Origin of the sequence: Pseudomonas sp. CROZ-RG-20F-R04-15 (assembly GCF_022662375.1) — a bacterium.
Taxonomy (GTDB): domain Bacteria; phylum Pseudomonadota; class Gammaproteobacteria; order Pseudomonadales; family Pseudomonadaceae; genus Aquipseudomonas.
This window is the reverse complement of record NZ_JAKNQL010000011.1, coordinates 71,436-86,309: the sequence shown is the minus strand read 5'-3', so window position 1 is coordinate 86,309 and position 14,874 is coordinate 71,436. Positions and strand designations below refer to the sequence as shown.

At 58.5% G+C, this 14,874-nt stretch carries 16 protein-coding genes; 5 read left to right on the top strand and 11 right to left on the bottom strand.

Going from position 1 to position 14,874, the window contains the following annotated elements:
• Positions 1–187: 187 nt before the first annotated feature.
• A complete protein-coding gene (locus tag L8H52_RS17710) occupies positions 188–1,513 on the top strand; it encodes a sigma-54 dependent transcriptional regulator (protein WP_242208066.1) in 1,326 nt (441 codons plus the stop codon).
• 65 nt (positions 1,514–1,578) lie between these two features.
• Here L8H52_RS17710 and L8H52_RS17705 read toward each other — a convergent pair whose 3' ends face one another.
• From L8H52_RS17705 to L8H52_RS17665, 9 genes are all read right to left on the bottom strand, one after another.
• Positions 1,579–2,886: a hypothetical protein gene (locus tag L8H52_RS17705; protein WP_242208067.1), complete on the bottom strand. Its 1,308-nt coding sequence runs from the start codon at positions 2,884–2,886 to the stop codon at positions 1,579–1,581.
• 45 nt (positions 2,887–2,931) lie between these two features.
• Complete coding sequence (locus L8H52_RS17700; protein ID WP_242208068.1) at positions 2,932–3,678, bottom strand: hypothetical protein; 747 nt, start codon at positions 3,676–3,678, stop codon at positions 2,932–2,934.
• 44 nt (positions 3,679–3,722) lie between these two features.
• The gene (locus L8H52_RS17695) at positions 3,723–4,403 is read right to left on the bottom strand and encodes a C39 family peptidase (protein WP_242208069.1); all 681 of its coding nucleotides are present in this window, start codon (positions 4,401–4,403) and stop codon (positions 3,723–3,725) included.
• Positions 4,404–4,466: 63 nt separating this feature from the next.
• Positions 4,467–5,471, bottom strand: coding sequence for a heme utilization protein (locus tag L8H52_RS17690; RefSeq protein ID WP_242208070.1), 1,005 nt, complete (start codon positions 5,469–5,471; stop codon positions 4,467–4,469).
• 71 nt (positions 5,472–5,542) lie between these two features.
• Positions 5,543–6,118 (bottom strand): adhesin, encoded by a 576-nt coding sequence (locus tag L8H52_RS17685; RefSeq protein ID WP_242208071.1) that lies wholly within the window; start codon positions 6,116–6,118, stop codon positions 5,543–5,545.
• Between the two features lies 1 nt (position 6,119).
• Positions 6,120–6,572 (bottom strand): hypothetical protein, encoded by a 453-nt coding sequence (locus L8H52_RS17680; protein ID WP_242208072.1) that lies wholly within the window; start codon positions 6,570–6,572, stop codon positions 6,120–6,122.
• 357 nt (positions 6,573–6,929) lie between these two features.
• A complete protein-coding gene (locus L8H52_RS17675; protein ID WP_242208133.1) occupies positions 6,930–7,454 on the bottom strand; it encodes an AAA family ATPase in 525 nt (174 codons plus the stop codon).
• A complete protein-coding gene (gene pnuC / locus L8H52_RS17670; RefSeq protein ID WP_242208073.1) occupies positions 7,451–8,014 on the bottom strand; it encodes a nicotinamide riboside transporter PnuC in 564 nt (187 codons plus the stop codon). Before pnuC ends, L8H52_RS17675 begins: the two co-directional genes overlap by 4 nt.
• A 255-nt stretch (positions 8,015–8,269) precedes the next feature.
• On the bottom strand, positions 8,270–9,904 hold the full coding sequence (locus L8H52_RS17665; RefSeq protein ID WP_242208074.1) for a methyl-accepting chemotaxis protein: 1,635 nt from the start codon (positions 9,902–9,904) through the stop codon (positions 8,270–8,272).
• A 304-nt stretch (positions 9,905–10,208) separates the two neighbouring features.
• On the opposite strand from L8H52_RS17665, the gene L8H52_RS17660 reads away from it, so the two are divergent.
• On the top strand, positions 10,209–11,039 hold the full coding sequence (locus L8H52_RS17660; RefSeq protein ID WP_034153937.1) for an undecaprenyl-diphosphate phosphatase: 831 nt from the start codon (positions 10,209–10,211) through the stop codon (positions 11,037–11,039).
• Positions 11,036–11,467, top strand: a complete 432-nt coding sequence (locus tag L8H52_RS17655; RefSeq protein WP_242208075.1) for a DUF1294 domain-containing protein — start codon at positions 11,036–11,038, stop codon at positions 11,465–11,467. The genes L8H52_RS17660 and L8H52_RS17655 overlap by 4 nt, the downstream gene beginning before the upstream one ends.
• Before the next feature lie 117 nt (positions 11,468–11,584).
• Here L8H52_RS17655 and L8H52_RS17650 read toward each other — a convergent pair whose 3' ends face one another.
• Both L8H52_RS17650 and L8H52_RS17645 read right to left on the bottom strand, forming a co-directional pair.
• Positions 11,585–11,944: an MmcQ/YjbR family DNA-binding protein gene (locus L8H52_RS17650; protein WP_242208076.1), complete on the bottom strand. Its 360-nt coding sequence runs from the start codon at positions 11,942–11,944 to the stop codon at positions 11,585–11,587.
• The gene (locus L8H52_RS17645) at positions 11,941–12,849 is read right to left on the bottom strand and encodes a LysR substrate-binding domain-containing protein (protein WP_242208077.1); all 909 of its coding nucleotides are present in this window, start codon (positions 12,847–12,849) and stop codon (positions 11,941–11,943) included. Before L8H52_RS17645 ends, L8H52_RS17650 begins: the two co-directional genes overlap by 4 nt.
• A 127-nt stretch (positions 12,850–12,976) precedes the next feature.
• Between L8H52_RS17645 and L8H52_RS17640 the strand changes: the two genes are divergently transcribed.
• Positions 12,977–13,588 (top strand): FMN-dependent NADH-azoreductase, encoded by a 612-nt coding sequence (locus L8H52_RS17640; RefSeq protein ID WP_242208078.1) that lies wholly within the window; start codon positions 12,977–12,979, stop codon positions 13,586–13,588.
• A 234-nt stretch (positions 13,589–13,822) separates the two neighbouring features.
• Positions 13,823–14,860: a dienelactone hydrolase gene (locus L8H52_RS17635; protein ID WP_242208079.1), complete on the top strand. Its 1,038-nt coding sequence runs from the start codon at positions 13,823–13,825 to the stop codon at positions 14,858–14,860.
• The last annotated feature ends 14 nt before the right edge of the window (positions 14,861–14,874 follow it).

Below are 14,874 nucleotides of genomic sequence, written 5' to 3'. Positions count from 1 at the left end.
GTTGAAAGCTTGGGACTAGAAATTAGTCGATAGCTCACTAACAACTTCGTTTCTTATAACGTGTTTGCTTGTACACCTATAAGCAATCGATACAAGGCGCTGTCAAAATCTTGCTAATGTTACAGTCGGGTCTGCCAAATGACTGTTTTTACAATCATTTCTAATAATTTGGCGCCAAGGAACAGTCATGAGCGAAGCGCCTGCGTTACGACGTTTACTGGTGGTCGATCCGTGCGACGACTGCCACCGCTTATTGCCCGGATTACGCGCCGTAGGTTGGGATGTCGACAGCTGTACCCTGGAAAACGCCGCCGATCGCAGTTGTGACGTTGGCTTGTTGCGATTACAGCCGTTTCACCTCGAACGTCCCGAAGCCGTCAAAGAACTGATCAGCCGCAGCGGCACCGAATGGATCGCCGTCCTCAACCAGGAAGTCCTGCGTTTACAGAACGTCGGTGACTTCGTCTGTGAATGGTTTTTCGACTTTCATACCTTGCCGTTCGACGTCTCAAGGGTGCAGGTGACCCTCGGACGCGCGTTCGGTATGGCGCGTTTGCGCGGGCAAGGCACGATCCACGTCGATCAGCCCGAACATGAACTGCTCGGTGACAGCAAGCCGATCCGCGAGCTGCGCAAATTACTCAGCAAACTGGCACCGACCGAGTCGCCGGTGTTGATTCGCGGCGAAAGCGGCACTGGCAAAGAACTGGTCGCCCGCACCCTGCACCGGCAATCCCAGCGTCACAGCAAACCGTTTGTGGCGATCAATTGCGGGGCGATTCCCGAACACCTGATTCAGTCCGAGCTGTTCGGTCACGAGAAAGGCGCGTTTACCGGCGCCCATCAGCGCAAGGTCGGGCGCATTGAAGCTGCCAATGGCGGCACGCTGTTTCTCGATGAGATCGGTGATTTGCCGCTGGAGCTGCAAGCCAATCTGTTGCGCTTTCTCCAGGAAAAGCACATCGAGCGCGTCGGTGGCAGTCAACCGATTCCGGTGGATGTGCGGGTGCTGGCGGCAACTCACGTCGACCTTGAGTCGGCGATCGAAAAGAAACGTTTTCGCGAAGATCTGTATTACCGGCTCAACGTGCTGCAAGTGGTCACCGCGCCTTTACGCGAGCGCCACGGTGATCTATCGATGCTGGCCAATCATTTTTCCCACTTCTACAGCCACGAAACCGGCCGCCGTCCGCGCAGTTTCAGTGAAGATGCGCTGATTGCCATGGGCAAACACGACTGGCCAGGCAACGTCCGTGAACTGGCCAACCGGGTGCGACGTGGACTGGTGTTGGCCGAGGGGCGGCAGATCGAGGCCCGCGACCTGGGCTTGATCAGCCAGCACTCGATCGCCACACCGATGGGGACCCTGGAAGATTACAAGACCCGCGCCGAACGCCAGGCGTTGTGCGATGTGTTGAACCGGCACAGCGATAATCTCAGCGTCGCCGCCAAAGTGCTCGGCGTGTCCCGGCCGACGTTCTACCGTTTGCTGCACAAGCATCAAATCCGCTAGGGCGGGGGAACGAAAAAGGCCCGTTGCGGGGTGATCGCAACGGGCCTTTTTCGTTTTCCGAATGGTTAGAAGTAGTACGGGAATTTCAGGCTGAAGGAAAAGTCCGGGGCGTCGTCGGTCAAACCGATCGACAGGTTCGGCACGATGGTCAGGTTGTCGGTGGCCGCAATGGTCATGCCGACGTTGAAGTAACCGGCGTTGGCGTCACTGGACACCACCGATTGCCAATCCCCGCCATCCTGTTTCAGCTTGCTTTTGCGCTGTACCAGGTCAGACATCGAGAACGACATACTCATCTTCTCGTTCAGCGCAAACGCGATGCCGGCGCCGATCTGGAAGCTGTCGCCAATCTGTACCTTGCCCGGGGTTTTCTGGTTGACCGTCGAGCTGATGTCGTCAAACGACTCCTCCAGGTTGTGGGTGTAGGACAGGCTGCCGAACAGCACTGCCGGGTCAAACGTCTTGACCAGCGAGATGCCCGGCGTGACCGACCAGACGCCGTTGCCGGTGGGCAGGGTGTCAGGCACGAACAGGTTGGAGTTGGCATCGGTCTGGCGCAACTTGATGCCGAACGGATCCTTGCCGGTTGGGGCTTTGACGCGCAAGGTCACGACCGCATCCGGCGTGTTGGCCGACTCGTCGAGGAACTTGTAGGCGATGCCGAAGTTGACGTCGCCAATGGTTGGATCGCGCGTCACGTCCTGCTCGGTCGTGACGTTGGCTGCCCCTTGGTTGCCGCCGCCCGACTGATAAGTCGAATCGCGGTAGACCACCGGCACGTTCAGGTCGAACTGCCAGCGATTGTCGAAGTTGTAGCGGCCCGTGAGGTCGAGGGTCCAGGTATCGGCCTTGATCCGGTCAAGGTTGATGTTGCCGAGAAAAATCGAGTCGAGTGCCAGGAAGCCGTTGAGAATCAGCTGACGGGTGTCGTAGCGCGAATAGGTGATACCGGTTTCGAAACTGAATTTGCCGCCGCCGAAGAAGCCGCTGGCCTCGTCGTACAGGTTGGACACGCTCTGTGCCGGTTGCGAATCATCTGCCAGCGATTGCCCGTAAGAAGCACCGCTGCCCCCGGCTGCGCCCCCCGACGCTGCTGCGGCCCCGGTGCCGGTGGCCACTTTTGGATTGCCTTTCAAATCCGCCGGCGACTTGGCCAACCTTTTGGGCGGCGGCGCTGCCGGTTGATCTTCGACCTGGCGGACCCGTTGTTCGAGTACCGCCAAGGCTTTTTGTTGTACTTCGTATCTTTGCTTCAGCTCCAGCAGTTCTTGCTTCAAGACTTCTACATCGGCGTCCGGTGCCGCTTGCAGCATCGCTGCAGGTAGAAGAGTGCTCAAACAAACAGCGGCACGCAGTGATACTGATCGATACATGAATAAGCCGTCCCTTTAAGCCCAATGATCGAGACTCAGCGTAGTTCAATATCCAATAGTGCGTAGTGCCCTGAGTTGAGTCAGGTTGCAATCCAGTGCGCCGGCGCTCATGCCGTTATTGTTCAGGACGACGTTGAGTTGAGTCATGTTGTTGACCACGTTGGCGCTGCCCAGCAAACGGGTGTTCTGCAGCAAGCCGCCCTGAGCGACCTGTTGCAGGGCTGTGCCCTGATTGCCGGAGGCTTGAATGGCCATTTGTATACCGCCTCCGCTCGCCGAGACAGTGACGCTGCCCGCCGCATTGCTGCCGCCGATGGTCTGCCCGGCCATCAAGGCCTGCCCTTGTGCGGGCACCAGCGCCGGCGCCTGATTGGCTTCCGAAACGTTGATGGCAACATTGTTGTAGGCCGTATTGCTGTCGCCGGCGGCACGCACGCTTTGCGTTACGCCCTGGCTGCTGTCAAGTCCAGCGCCACCAGTGATCGTGCCGGTGCCCGTTGGCAGGACGCTGCCGTTGCCGTGCTCCTTGATTGTCTGCACGTAGAATTCGGGTTTGATCGTTGCTGCCTGAAGTTGCATCGAGGTTGCCGCCCCGATCAGATCGCCACTGGCGTTGCGCCAGGTACTGCTCATGACAATGCCGAAGCTGATAATCCGCCCCGGCATCACATAACGACCACGTAGTTCGGACAGTTCCTTGTCCTGTATCTCGATAGGTTTGAATCCTGCATTGGCATAGCCTGACGCACTCGCTGCCAGGCAGGCGGCGGCCAGCCAGTATGAGGTTTTCATTTGCTGCTCCCGGGACATCCAGCCCCATTCTTTATAATCGGCGATTAAAAGAAGTCGCTCTGTATGAACCCGAAGTCCATCAATTCAGCATCTCTGACAGGGTTGAAGTTATCCAGCTTGTTCTTGGCCGTCAGCGGTGTCGGCGGGCTGCGCAAGGCATTGGTTTTGTCATAACCGGGGCCGACGATGGCGAAGACTATGCCGTTCCAACCTTTGACAAAGTCATCGTGTTTGTAGCGCTTATGGCCTAGAACCGGGTCTCCGATGTAAACCCAATCCTTGTCCGAACGCTGCAGAACCACGAAATGCTTGTAGCCGCGAATTTCCATCAGTACCACCACCGGGATCGTTACAGCGTCGAGTTTTTCCGGTGGAATCTTGTAACCCCTGGCGCGCATGCCGATGCTTTCTATGTAGCGCTTCATGTCGAGCATGGAAAACCCTTGAGTACGAACAAGGTCCTGGTCAGCGTTGACCAGCATGCCTTTGATGATGTGCTCCTCATCGACGTCGAGCCAATAAGCCTGGCGTAACACCGTGGCCAGTGCAGCAGCGCCGCAGCTGAAATCGGTTTTCTGTTCGACGATGTCGGAAAACTTGCGCTCACGGATGCTTTGCACGTTTTTGTAGATGAGTGTGCCGCCGGGGAGGGCAGCCACGGGCATCTGGGCGGCCTGGGTCAGGCCAGACAGACAAAGCAAAGCGATAAGGGCAGTCTTACGCATGATCGATACGCCTTTGCGGACTGAGGAAAAGCCCCGTTTCCGGGGCTTTCGTTTCGATCGCGATTACATGCAGGCTTTGCAACCTGCAGCGATGGACAGCGAGTTGCTTTGCTGGTTGCCAACACCCGCGGCGTTGTTGAAGCCAGCGTTGCCGGAGAAGTTGTTGCCAACGTTGCTGACAGCGGCATTGTTGGTCACAGGGTTTTTCCAGCCGTCTGGAGTCATCACTTGTTGAGTGGTCACACCCGCCAGACCGAAGACACCCACAGCTTCGAAGGTAGCTTTCTGATCTTTGCTACCGCCACTGCCGCCATGCCCTTTGTCGTTGTTGCCATAACCGCCACCACCGTGACCGTGATCGTCATCTTTGATGGTAGCTTCACCCACGGCGCCGAACACGCCGACAGCAGCAACAGTGCCAGTGAGGGTATTGGTTTTGTAGGTCTGAGTGCCGTAGTTGCCTACGTTAAGACCGGTAGAGCTTTGGTTGGCAGCTGCAGCAGCCTGGGCCACACGGCCACCGGATACGGCGATTGCCAGGTTGTTTTTCTGTTGGTTGAAGTTGCCGGCACTGTTGTTGACGCCGATGTTGCCGGAACCGCTGTTGCCGACGTTGTTCATGCCCGCAGTGTTGGTGGTGGAGTAGTTGGCAACGGAGTTGCCCGAGTTGACCTGAGTAGCGCTGGAAGCAGACACAGCCGAACCGAAGATGAAGCTTTCGTCAGCGGTTGCCAGAGCAGCAGCGTTATCTTGCTGGTTGCCGTCGCCTGCGGTGTTGTTCATGCCCACGTTGCCGTTCGAGCCATTTGCCGAGTTTTCGATACCGGCACTATTTTTTGTGCCTTGGTTACCGACTACGTTGCCCTGGCTGTTTTGCACGTCGAGTACTGCAGCACCGGCACCTGCGCCGATTTGCAGCAGTTCTTCGAGGGTTGGACCTTTTGGTGGAGGAGGCTGATGACCATGACCGCCGTTGTTACCATGATCGTTGCCGCCTGCTTGCGCTGCCATTGCCATTACTGCTGCAAGTGCGAAAACCAGTGGTTTGAGAGCCATTGTAGTTTTCATGGTGTTTCTCCGTGCTTAATTAGTTGGTTAAGTGTTGGTACTTTCTAATTGCACTGCTTTTGTTGTTTGGGTCAGTCAGCGACCCGGATGCTCAGGGTGTTAGCCATACGGTTCCCCACCCCAGCACTCTGGTTCACCTGGATTACCCCGCGGCTGCCGGTGAAGGCCTGATCACTTGTCGTGACCTGGCGACTGCCGGGTGAGGTACCAGTTGCTCCTGAGCTCGGTAGAAGCGCCACGTTCTGTTGCGAAAGGGCACTGTCGTCAACGCTCTGCGGGGCAGCACTGATGCTGACGCGCGTGACGTTGGCCATCTGGTTGTTGGCCCCGGCGCCCTGGTTCACGCCCAGAATCCCGTTGCCATTACTGAAAGAGTTGCCGCCAATGGTCGCGCTGGCGTTCGTTGACGGATTGCCTGGGGTGTCGATGTGCTGGCGGACAATCGTGGTGGCGCTGGCCGAGGTGCCGATGGCGATCGCCTTGGTGTTGGTCTGCTGCATCTGGTCGCCGGCGGCCTGGTTGATGTTGTAGTTGCCGCGGTACTGAATGCCGGTGTCCTGAATGTTCGCGTTGTTCACTGAGCTGGGATCGGCGGCCATGGCGCTGGTGCAACCGAGGAGGGCAAGCAGGAGCAGAGTGCGATTCATCTTATTGGCCTCCAGCCATGCGGGTCAGCGGGGCAAGGCCGGTGCTCATTGCGCGGTTGACGGTATTGGAAATCGAACTGCCGGCACCGCCACCGTGACCTCCGCTCATGCCGGGCAAGCCGTTAGGGTTGGTCAGCACATTGGTGCCCGGCAGACTGCCGGTGGTTGTCGACATCGTGTTGCGGATGGACGAACCGCTGGCGATCGCGGCGAAGTCACCGTCACTGAGTTCGGTGCTGTTCATCGCTTGATTGATGCGTGCCGAAGGGTTGGCGTTGACGGTGGTCGGGTAGGGGTCTTTGCCGGGTGCGCTGCGACCGATGGGAATTGGCTGAACATCGCGATTGAGGACAATCACGCCATTGCCTTCTGCCTGCACGTTGAAGCTGATCAACACACTGGCTGCTGATCCGATCAGCAGAAGGCAGGTCAAACCTTTTTGGATGTTCCCCACGGCTGCAATTCCTTCTTCAGTGGGCTGGCCCGAGTCAGCGTTGTGAAGGAGAGAGCGAAAGCTGTGCCGCTTTTTAAATGTTTTTAATTTTCAATGAGTTGGGAAATAAACGCGCACGCCTGATACACAAGCTGTTTCAGCGCTGAAACACGCACTACCACGTCGACCTGTCTACTGGCTGAACAATGCTCTGGAACAAGGGTTTGCAGCGCTGTGTATCAGCCGCGTAACAACTCGGATGACAAAGCAGTGAACAGTGCTGAAACGGGCACTTTGCAACTGGCGGGGTGTTTCAGGAACGGACACTTTGCCCCCACAACGGGGGAAGTTGCCGGGTAGTCTGACCCGCTGACCGGGTCATTCAGCCAGCAATTGCTCGACGGCGGCAAAGGCTTGAGTCTGGCGATCGGCCCAATCGCCCTGAATGACCTGAACACGCTGGTGGTGGCTTTCCAGCCAACTTTGTGTGGCCCGGAAAAACACCAGGCGCTCGTCCAGATCGGGTTGGCAGCGCTGGCCGTCATCGCTCCAGTCGACCTGCTCTGGCGAGAGCAACAGGTGCAGGTCGTAATGCCGCCCCAACAATTCCGATTCCAGCCAGTCCGGGCAGTCGCCGAACAGCGTCTGGCTCCACAGCATATTGCTGAGCAAATGGGTGTCGAGAATCAGCAGCGGCGGCTGTTGCGCCCGTGCCTGATCTTCCCAATGCAGTTGACCGCGAGCGATTTCGGGGATGTCAGCCAGGCAGGTGTCGCGGGGATTGAGTTCGATAAAGCGGCGCACGTACTCATCCACGCGTACACCGCCAAAGCGTTGTTGCAGGCCCGCCGCCAGCCAACTCTTGCCGGTGGATTCTGGACCGGTCAGGACCACGACCTTCATGTGCGCAACGCCGGATCGGCGCGCCATTCGCGAAAACCTTGAATGGCCAGCAGGGTGAACAGACCGTACAGCGCAGCGGTGAGGTACAGCCCCTTATAGATGAACAAGCCGACGAAGATCACATCGAGCACAAACCACAGTGCCCAGCATTGCAGGCGTTTCTGCGCCATCCACAATTGTGCGACCAGGCTGAAACCGGTGAGCGCCGCATCGAGCCACGGTTGCGCGGCGTCGGTCCAATGGGCCATGGCCGCACCGAGCAACACGCTGCCGACTGCACCGACGCCGAGGCCGAGCAGGATCGAGCGCTGATCGAGACGCGTGACTTCACGGCCATCATGCATCGTCCCGGCGCGGGTCCATTGCCACCAGCCATAGACTTGCAATGCGGCGTAGATCACTTGCAGCAACATGTCCGAATACAGCTTAACTTCAAAGAAGATCCAGCTATAGAGCAGCACCATGACCAGCCCGATCGGCCAGCACCACGGATTCTGTTTGACCGTCAGCCAGACGGCGATCACACCGAGGGCGGCGGCAAACAGTTCAAGCCCGGACATGTAGATTCCTTGGGGGAAATTGAGGAGGGGGCGGATTGTACTGCATTGGGCCAAACCCCTCACCCTAACCCTCTCCCTGAGGGAGAGGGGACTGACCGAGTTGGATGTTCGAGATACGCCGACCTGATCTTTCTGCGTTGAATCCATAATCGACTCGATTGTTCAGGTCGACGTATAGCTTGAGACACCTCGGTCGGCCCCCTCTCCTCGGGGAGAGGGCTGGGGTGAGGGGTGGGCTCACCAGAATTGCACGGGTCAGACGCGGAACTGGCGCAGGAGGCCGTTGAGTTGTTCGCTCAGTTGGCCAAGTTTCAGGCTGGCCGCACTCGACTGTTCGGCAGCGATCGCCGTGCTGTGCGAAAGACCGGCCGCTTGGGTGACGTTCTGATTGATGTCCTCGACCACATGCGCCTGTTGCAGCGTGGCGCTGGCAATCGACGCATTCAGGCCATTGAGATTACGCAGTGCCTGGCCAATCGCATTCAGGCTGGCACCGGCCAGCCCGGCTTGTTCGATGGTCAATTGCGACGCCTTGCTGCTGTCGCCGATGACCTTCACGGCGGCTTCGGAATGGTTCTGCAGGCGCTCGATCATCGACTGGATTTCCGCTGTCGACTTCTGCGTCCGCTGCGCCAGCAGGCGTACTTCATCCGCCACTACGGCAAACCCGCGACCTTGCTCACCGGCCCGCGCCGCTTCGATCGCGGCGTTGAGCGCGAGCAGGTTGGTCTGCTCGGCAATCGAGCGGATCACTTCCAGTACGCTGCCGATCTGCGTGCTTTCGGCCGCGAGGGTGCGAATCACTTCAACCGCTTGATCGATGGTCCCGGACAGTTTGTCGATCTGCTGCAAACTGCCGTCGATGTTGATCTGGCCCTGTTGCGCCTGCGCTTCGGCATCACGCATTTCAGCGGCGGCATGCTCGGCGTTCTTCGCCACATCCTGCACGCCATAGGTCACTTCATTGATCGCGGTGGCCACCAGTTCCATCTGTTGCGATTGCTGCTGGCTGCGCTGCTGGGCCTGCGTGGCGTCGTTGCCCAGTTCGCTGGACGATTGCCCCAAAGCGCTGGCCGACACCTGCAAATCGCCGATCACCCGCCGCAGTTTGGCGGTAAAGGCGTTGAAGTGATGCGCCAGTTCGGTGACTTCATCCTTGCCGTGGGTATCGAGACTGCGGGTCAGGTCGCTTTCGCCGCTGGCGATGTTGGCCATGGCGTTCACGGTTTCCTGCAGCGGACGCACGATGCTGCGCGCGATCAGGATCACCAGCAACGCCATGATCACGGCAATCGCCAAACCGATAACCGTCGCTTTGATCACCTGGCCCTGGAATTCTGCCTGCACATCATCGACGTAAACCCCGGACCCGAGCACCCAGCCCCAAGGCTCGAACAGTTTGACGTAGGAGGTCTTGGCTACCGGCTCGCTGGCACCCGGTTTCGGCCAACGGTAGTCGACCATGCCGGCGCCTTTGGCCTTGGCGATGGCAATCATTTCGTTGAACACCGCAAAGCCGTCCGGATCGCGGATCGCCGAGAGGTTCTGGCCTTCGAGTTTCGGGTTGGTCGGGTGCATGACCATCACGGGCGTGAGGTCGTTGATCCAGAAATAATCGCTCTGGTCGTAGCGCAGGCCGCGAATCGCTGTCAGGGCCTGTTTCTGCGCCGCGTCTTTGCTCAACGTGCCGGCCGTTTCGAGGTCGTGGTAGTAGGTCAACAGGCCACTGGCCGTCTGCACCACGTGCTGGGTTTTCTGGGCCTTGGCGTGATACAGGTCGTCGTGGATCTGCTTGAGCATCAACATGCCCAAGGTCAGCAACATGACCACCGCCACAATCAAGATGAGCCACAAGCGTCGGCTGATCGACACACTGCGCAAGCTGTTCATAACGCTGTCACTCCGGATTCTTTTTCTTGTAATAAACGACCGCCAGCATCCAACCACGATTTCGCGGTGAGGCATACGCGACCCAAGTCGTATAACGCGGCAGCGCTATTAAGGCTTGTCTGTTAGGATTTCGGCCCCGCGCGTGAAAACCTGAATCCAAATTGAAATTTCACGGAATTTTGACCGTTTCGTGTGGATCCTGTGCGTGCGGAATCGGTACAGCCATAACCAGCTACGCTGATCGCAGTGAACGTAAAAAAATACTATCGGGGCATGCCGACGCGCATCGCTCTTTGGGGGATTGATGGATCTTTGGACGGCCTTGCAGGCACTGATACTAGGAGTTGTAGAAGGGCTCACGGAGTTTTTGCCCATTTCCAGTACCGGACACCAGATCATCGTTGCCGACTTGCTGAACTTCGGCGGCGAACGGGCCATGGCATTCAATATCATCATCCAGCTCGGCGCGATCCTCGCGGTGGTCTGGGAGTTTCGGCGCAAGATTCTCGACGTGGTCATCGGTTTGCCGACCCAGCCGAGCGCACGGCGTTTTACCGCCAATCTGCTGATCGCTTTCCTGCCCGCCGTGGTGTTGGGGGTGATCTTTGCCGACCTGATCCATGAATACCTGTTCAACCCGATTACCGTCGCGACCGCGCTGGTCGTGGGCGGCATCATTATGTTGTGGGCGGAAAAGCGTCAGCATGAAGTGCACGCCGAAACGGTCGATGAGATCACCTGGAAAGATGCCCTGAAAGTTGGCTTCGCCCAGTGTCTGGCGATGATTCCCGGCACCTCGCGTTCCGGCTCGACGATTATCGGCGGCCTGCTGTTCGGCCTGTCGCGCAAGACCGCCACCGAGTTCTCGTTCTTTCTTGCCATGCCAACCATGGTCGGTGCGGCGGTCTACTCGGGCTACAAGTATCGCCACCTGTTTGTGCCGGCGGACTTTCCGGTGTTTGCCATCGGTTTTGTCACCGCGTTCATCTTCGCCATGATTGCCGTGCGTGGCTTGCTCAAGTTCATCGCCAGCCACAGCTATGCGGCGTTCGCCTGGTATCGGATCGTGTTTGGTCTGGTCATTCTGGCGACGTGGCAGTTTGGCTGGATCGATTGGGCGGCGGCCAAGCCATGAGTGATTCCCGCGCACGCCGGCCGGAAGGAAGACCTTCCGGTGGCAACAACATCCAGCATCTGAAGTTGAAACTGGTGGTTCTGCTGGTCGTCTGCGCGCTGCCGTTGTTCGGTTCTGTGTCGATGTGGCTGCGCGGGATTTCGCGGGTGCCGTTGGCAGCCTATGGGGTTGTCAGCGTGCTGGCGTTCTTCATGTACTGGGCCGACAAGCGCAAGGCGCGCGCTGATGCCTGGCGCACCCCGGAGAACATCCTGCATGCCGTGGAACTGGCCGGCGGCTGGCCGGGCGCGTTGATCGCCCAGCAGGTGTTCCGGCACAAGACACGCAAGGTGTCGTTCCAGATTCTGTTCTGGGTGATTGTGCTGCTGCATCAGGTGTTCTGGATCGACCAGCTGTTTCTTGGCTCCAACTTGCTGGCGCTATTTTGAATACGCCACAACTCCCTTTGTAGGAGTGAGCCTGCTCGCGATAGCGGAGTGTCAGTCGACCTCTCATTAACTGATCCACCGCTATCGCGAGCAGGCTCACTCCTACAGGGATCTGGTTTACAGCAATAAACCGATTTGGGTTTTCTTTGGTAGCTTGCTCACCACCAGTTGATGCGAACGTTGCAGCAGCCCACGCAATTCCTCAGCACCCAACGGGTAGGGCGGGTGCATGATGATCCACTGCGCCCGCGCCAGATACGGCGCCGGGTGAATCCCCGGACGGTCGCAATGGCCGAGAAACAGATCCTTGTCGACCTTGAACGCCAGCGAATCGCCGCGCAGCCCCTGCAAGGCAAACATCTTGTTGCCGGCAATCGAGAACACCCGCACGCCGCCCCATTTGTAATCTTCCCGAGCGCCCGGCAGTTCCAGGCAGAACGCCGCGACGTCGGCTTCGTTCATCTTTCCCTTGCTCATAACAACCGCTCCCCACAGGCATTGAACGACTCGACCAGATGATCGATCCAGGCACGCACCGCCGGCATCACCCCGCGCCGATGCGGATACACCGCTTGCAGCCAGCCGCCAGGCAGCGACCACTCTGGCAGCAATTGCACCAGCGTGCCGTTTCTCAGTTCTTCTTCGCAGTACATCATCGGCAGCAAGGTAAAACCCTGACCGGCCAGCACGCAGGCTTTGCGCACAATAAAGTCATCGATGCCCAGGCGCGCTTCCATGTTCAACTCGAAGCTTTCACCCTGTTGATCAAGCAAGCGCACATGCACCATGCGATCAGCCTCCAGCGCGCCGAGCACCGGCAGATTTTTCAGGTCTTGCGGATGGTTGATCGACTGGCCCTGTACAAAATCCGGACTGGCGACCACGACCATTTGCGCCTGACGCAAGCGCCGCGTCACCAGCAACGGATCTTCGTCACCGTGTTCACGCACACGCAGCGCCACATCAAAGCCTTCGCCGACCAGATCGACCCGGCGATTGAGCAAGACGACTTCCAGTTGCACCTGAGGAAATTTGCCAAGGAATTCGCTGATGACCCACGGCAACATTTCCCGCGCCAGACCGGTGGGGCAGGAGACCCGCAGTCGGCCACGCGGCTCGCTGGACATGCTCGCCACCGCTTCATCGGCCATCTCCGCCTCGAGCAACATCGCCTGACAATGACGCAGATAACGTTCTCCCACCGCTGTGAGGTTGAGTTGCCGGGTGGTGCGTTGCAGCAAACGCGCGCCAAGACGCTCTTCCAGTTCGGCGATCCGTCGTGACAGCCGTGACTTGGGAATGCCCAGCAAACGCCCGGCCGCGGCAAAACCGCCGGCCTCGACGACTTTGGCGAAATAGTAGAGATCGTTGAGGTCTTGCATAGGGAAATCCAACTGTTCTATCAGTGGGACAAACTATCGCATTTCAGGCGGCTAATCATCCATTGGTTTCTTGCGTAGGATTGTCTCCATTCCGTCGCCACTGGCGATTCCTTCCAGGAGATTCCACATGAAACTGCTGCATATCGATTCGAGCATTCTGGGCGACAACTCGGCTTCCCGTCAGTTGAGCAGCGAAGTCGTCAAAGCCTGGCAGGCCGCCGAGCCAAGCGCCGTGGTGACCTACCGTGACCTGGCCGCCGATGCCATCAGCCACTTCTCGTCGACCACGCTGGTCGCCGCTGGCACCACCGCTGAACTGCGCAATGCCGCACAACAGCACGAAGCCGATCTGAGCGCTTCGACTTTGGCCGAGTTCATCGCTGCCGACGCCGTGGTGATCGCCGCACCGATGTACAACTTCACTGTACCGACCCAACTCAAAGCGTGGATCGATCGCGTTGCAGTTGCCGGTCAGACCTTCCGTTACACCGAAGCCGGCCCTGAAGGCCTGTGCGGTGGCAAGAAAGTGGTGATCGTTTCCACCTCGGGTGGCATCCACGCCGGTCAGGCCAGCGGCATCGCTCACGAAGAATACCTGAAGCTGGTACTGGGCTTCCTCGGCATCACCGACATCGAAATCGTCCGTGCCGAAGGCCTGGCGTATGGCGAAGAAGTGCGCAACAACGCCATGACCGCTGCCCAGGCAAAAATCAGCGAGCAACTGTTCGCCGCAGCGTAAGGCTTGCGTAAAGAACAGCTGATGTTCAGGTAACACCCAAAAAACTCTGTATTCTGGTTCCGCAAGGGGCGAATACGGAGTTTTTTGTTTCTGACTGTTACATAATCTGGCCCGGGTTATGCAGTCGAACAATCAGTGTCTGAATGCATGTCGTACCGAAGCACCGATTCCCGGGGTTTCTGGCCCGCCACGCAACGGATCTTTCGATTGAGTAACAACAGGGTGGGGCATCCCATGATGCGTCTTTGTGCAACGTTACTGATTTGCCTGCTTGGCAGCCTTAACACAGTGCATGCTGCGCCTGGGCGACACCCTGTGTGGAGCGTCGGTTATCACGAGATGACCTTCCTCGACCCCTTGGATCTGCAACCGATGCGCGCCATCGCGTTCTATCCCTCCAGCGACCGCGAACACATGAGCCTGCTCGAGGGCTACTCGGTCGAGGCCGGCGAAGACACCAAAGTCGCCATCGGCCGCTTTCCGATGTTGATGCTCTCGCATGGCAACACTGGCACGCCGCTGGCCTTGCACGACCTCGCCACGTCGCTGGCACGCAAAGGTTTTGTCGTGGTGGCGGTGATCCATCCCGGTGACAACTCCAAAGACCACAGCCGACTCGGCACCCTGAGCAACCTGTACGGGCGGCCGATCCAGATTTCCGAAGCGATTACCGCGACCCTTGGCGACCGCATGCTCGCGCCGTACGTCAATGCCGATCAGGTCGGGGTGATCGGTTATTCGGCGGGCGGCGAAACGGCGTTGATCCTGTCCGGGGCGCAACCGGATCTGGATCGTCTGCGGCGTTACTGCCAGGAACGTCCGGATGATCGTGATGCCTGTAATACGCAGGGTGAACTGATCGTCGATCGCGATGACCTGCAACCGGTGGCCGATCCGCGCGTTCATGCCTTGCTGTTGATGGCGCCGCTAAGCCTGAAGTTCGGCCGGCACACTCTGGCCGATGTGCATGTGCCGGTGCTGCTCTACAGCGGCGATGGCGACAAACTGGTGGCCTTCGACAAGAACGCGGCAGCGCTGGCGCGCAAACTGCCGACAGCGCCGGATTTCAAATTACTGGCCGGGGCGGGGCACTTCGTCTTCATGGCGCCGTGTAATGAAGAGCAGATTCGCGCCATGCCGGCGTTGTGTACCGATGCTGATGGCGTGGATCGCGAGGATATCCATCGCAACCTGATCTCTGAAGCCGGGCGTTTCTTCTCGCACACGCTGGGCAAGCCGACCCGGGCCGGCATGCAAACCGCAGATCAATAGTCAGCCACAGAACC

Bases quoted from the DNA above. Each gene is read 5' to 3' on its own strand.
- L8H52_RS17710 (WP_242208066.1), top strand. From the start codon at position 188: ATGAGCGAAGCGCCTGCGTTACGACGTTTACTGGTGGTCGATCCGTGC.
- L8H52_RS17705 (WP_242208067.1), bottom strand. From the start codon at position 2,886: ATGTATCGATCAGTATCACTGCGTGCCGCTGTTTGTTTGAGCACTCTT.
- L8H52_RS17700 (WP_242208068.1), bottom strand. From the start codon at position 3,678: ATGAAAACCTCATACTGGCTGGCCGCCGCCTGCCTGGCAGCGAGTGCG.
- L8H52_RS17695 (WP_242208069.1), bottom strand. From the start codon at position 4,403: ATGCGTAAGACTGCCCTTATCGCTTTGCTTTGTCTGTCTGGCCTGACC.
- L8H52_RS17690 (WP_242208070.1), bottom strand. From the start codon at position 5,471: ATGAAAACTACAATGGCTCTCAAACCACTGGTTTTCGCACTTGCAGCA.
- L8H52_RS17685 (WP_242208071.1), bottom strand. From the start codon at position 6,118: ATGAATCGCACTCTGCTCCTGCTTGCCCTCCTCGGTTGCACCAGCGCC.
- L8H52_RS17675 (WP_242208133.1), bottom strand. From the start codon at position 7,454: ATGAAGGTCGTGGTCCTGACCGGTCCAGAATCCACCGGCAAGAGTTGG.
- pnuC (WP_242208073.1), bottom strand. From the start codon at position 8,014: ATGTCCGGGCTTGAACTGTTTGCCGCCGCCCTCGGTGTGATCGCCGTC.
- L8H52_RS17665 (WP_242208074.1), bottom strand. From the start codon at position 9,904: ATGAACAGCTTGCGCAGTGTGTCGATCAGCCGACGCTTGTGGCTCATC.
- L8H52_RS17660 (WP_034153937.1), top strand. From the start codon at position 10,209: ATGGATCTTTGGACGGCCTTGCAGGCACTGATACTAGGAGTTGTAGAA.
- L8H52_RS17655 (WP_242208075.1), top strand. From the start codon at position 11,036: ATGAGTGATTCCCGCGCACGCCGGCCGGAAGGAAGACCTTCCGGTGGC.
- L8H52_RS17650 (WP_242208076.1), bottom strand. From the start codon at position 11,944: ATGAGCAAGGGAAAGATGAACGAAGCCGACGTCGCGGCGTTCTGCCTG.
- L8H52_RS17645 (WP_242208077.1), bottom strand. From the start codon at position 12,849: ATGCAAGACCTCAACGATCTCTACTATTTCGCCAAAGTCGTCGAGGCC.
- L8H52_RS17640 (WP_242208078.1), top strand. From the start codon at position 12,977: ATGAAACTGCTGCATATCGATTCGAGCATTCTGGGCGACAACTCGGCT.
- L8H52_RS17635 (WP_242208079.1), top strand. From the start codon at position 13,823: ATGATGCGTCTTTGTGCAACGTTACTGATTTGCCTGCTTGGCAGCCTT.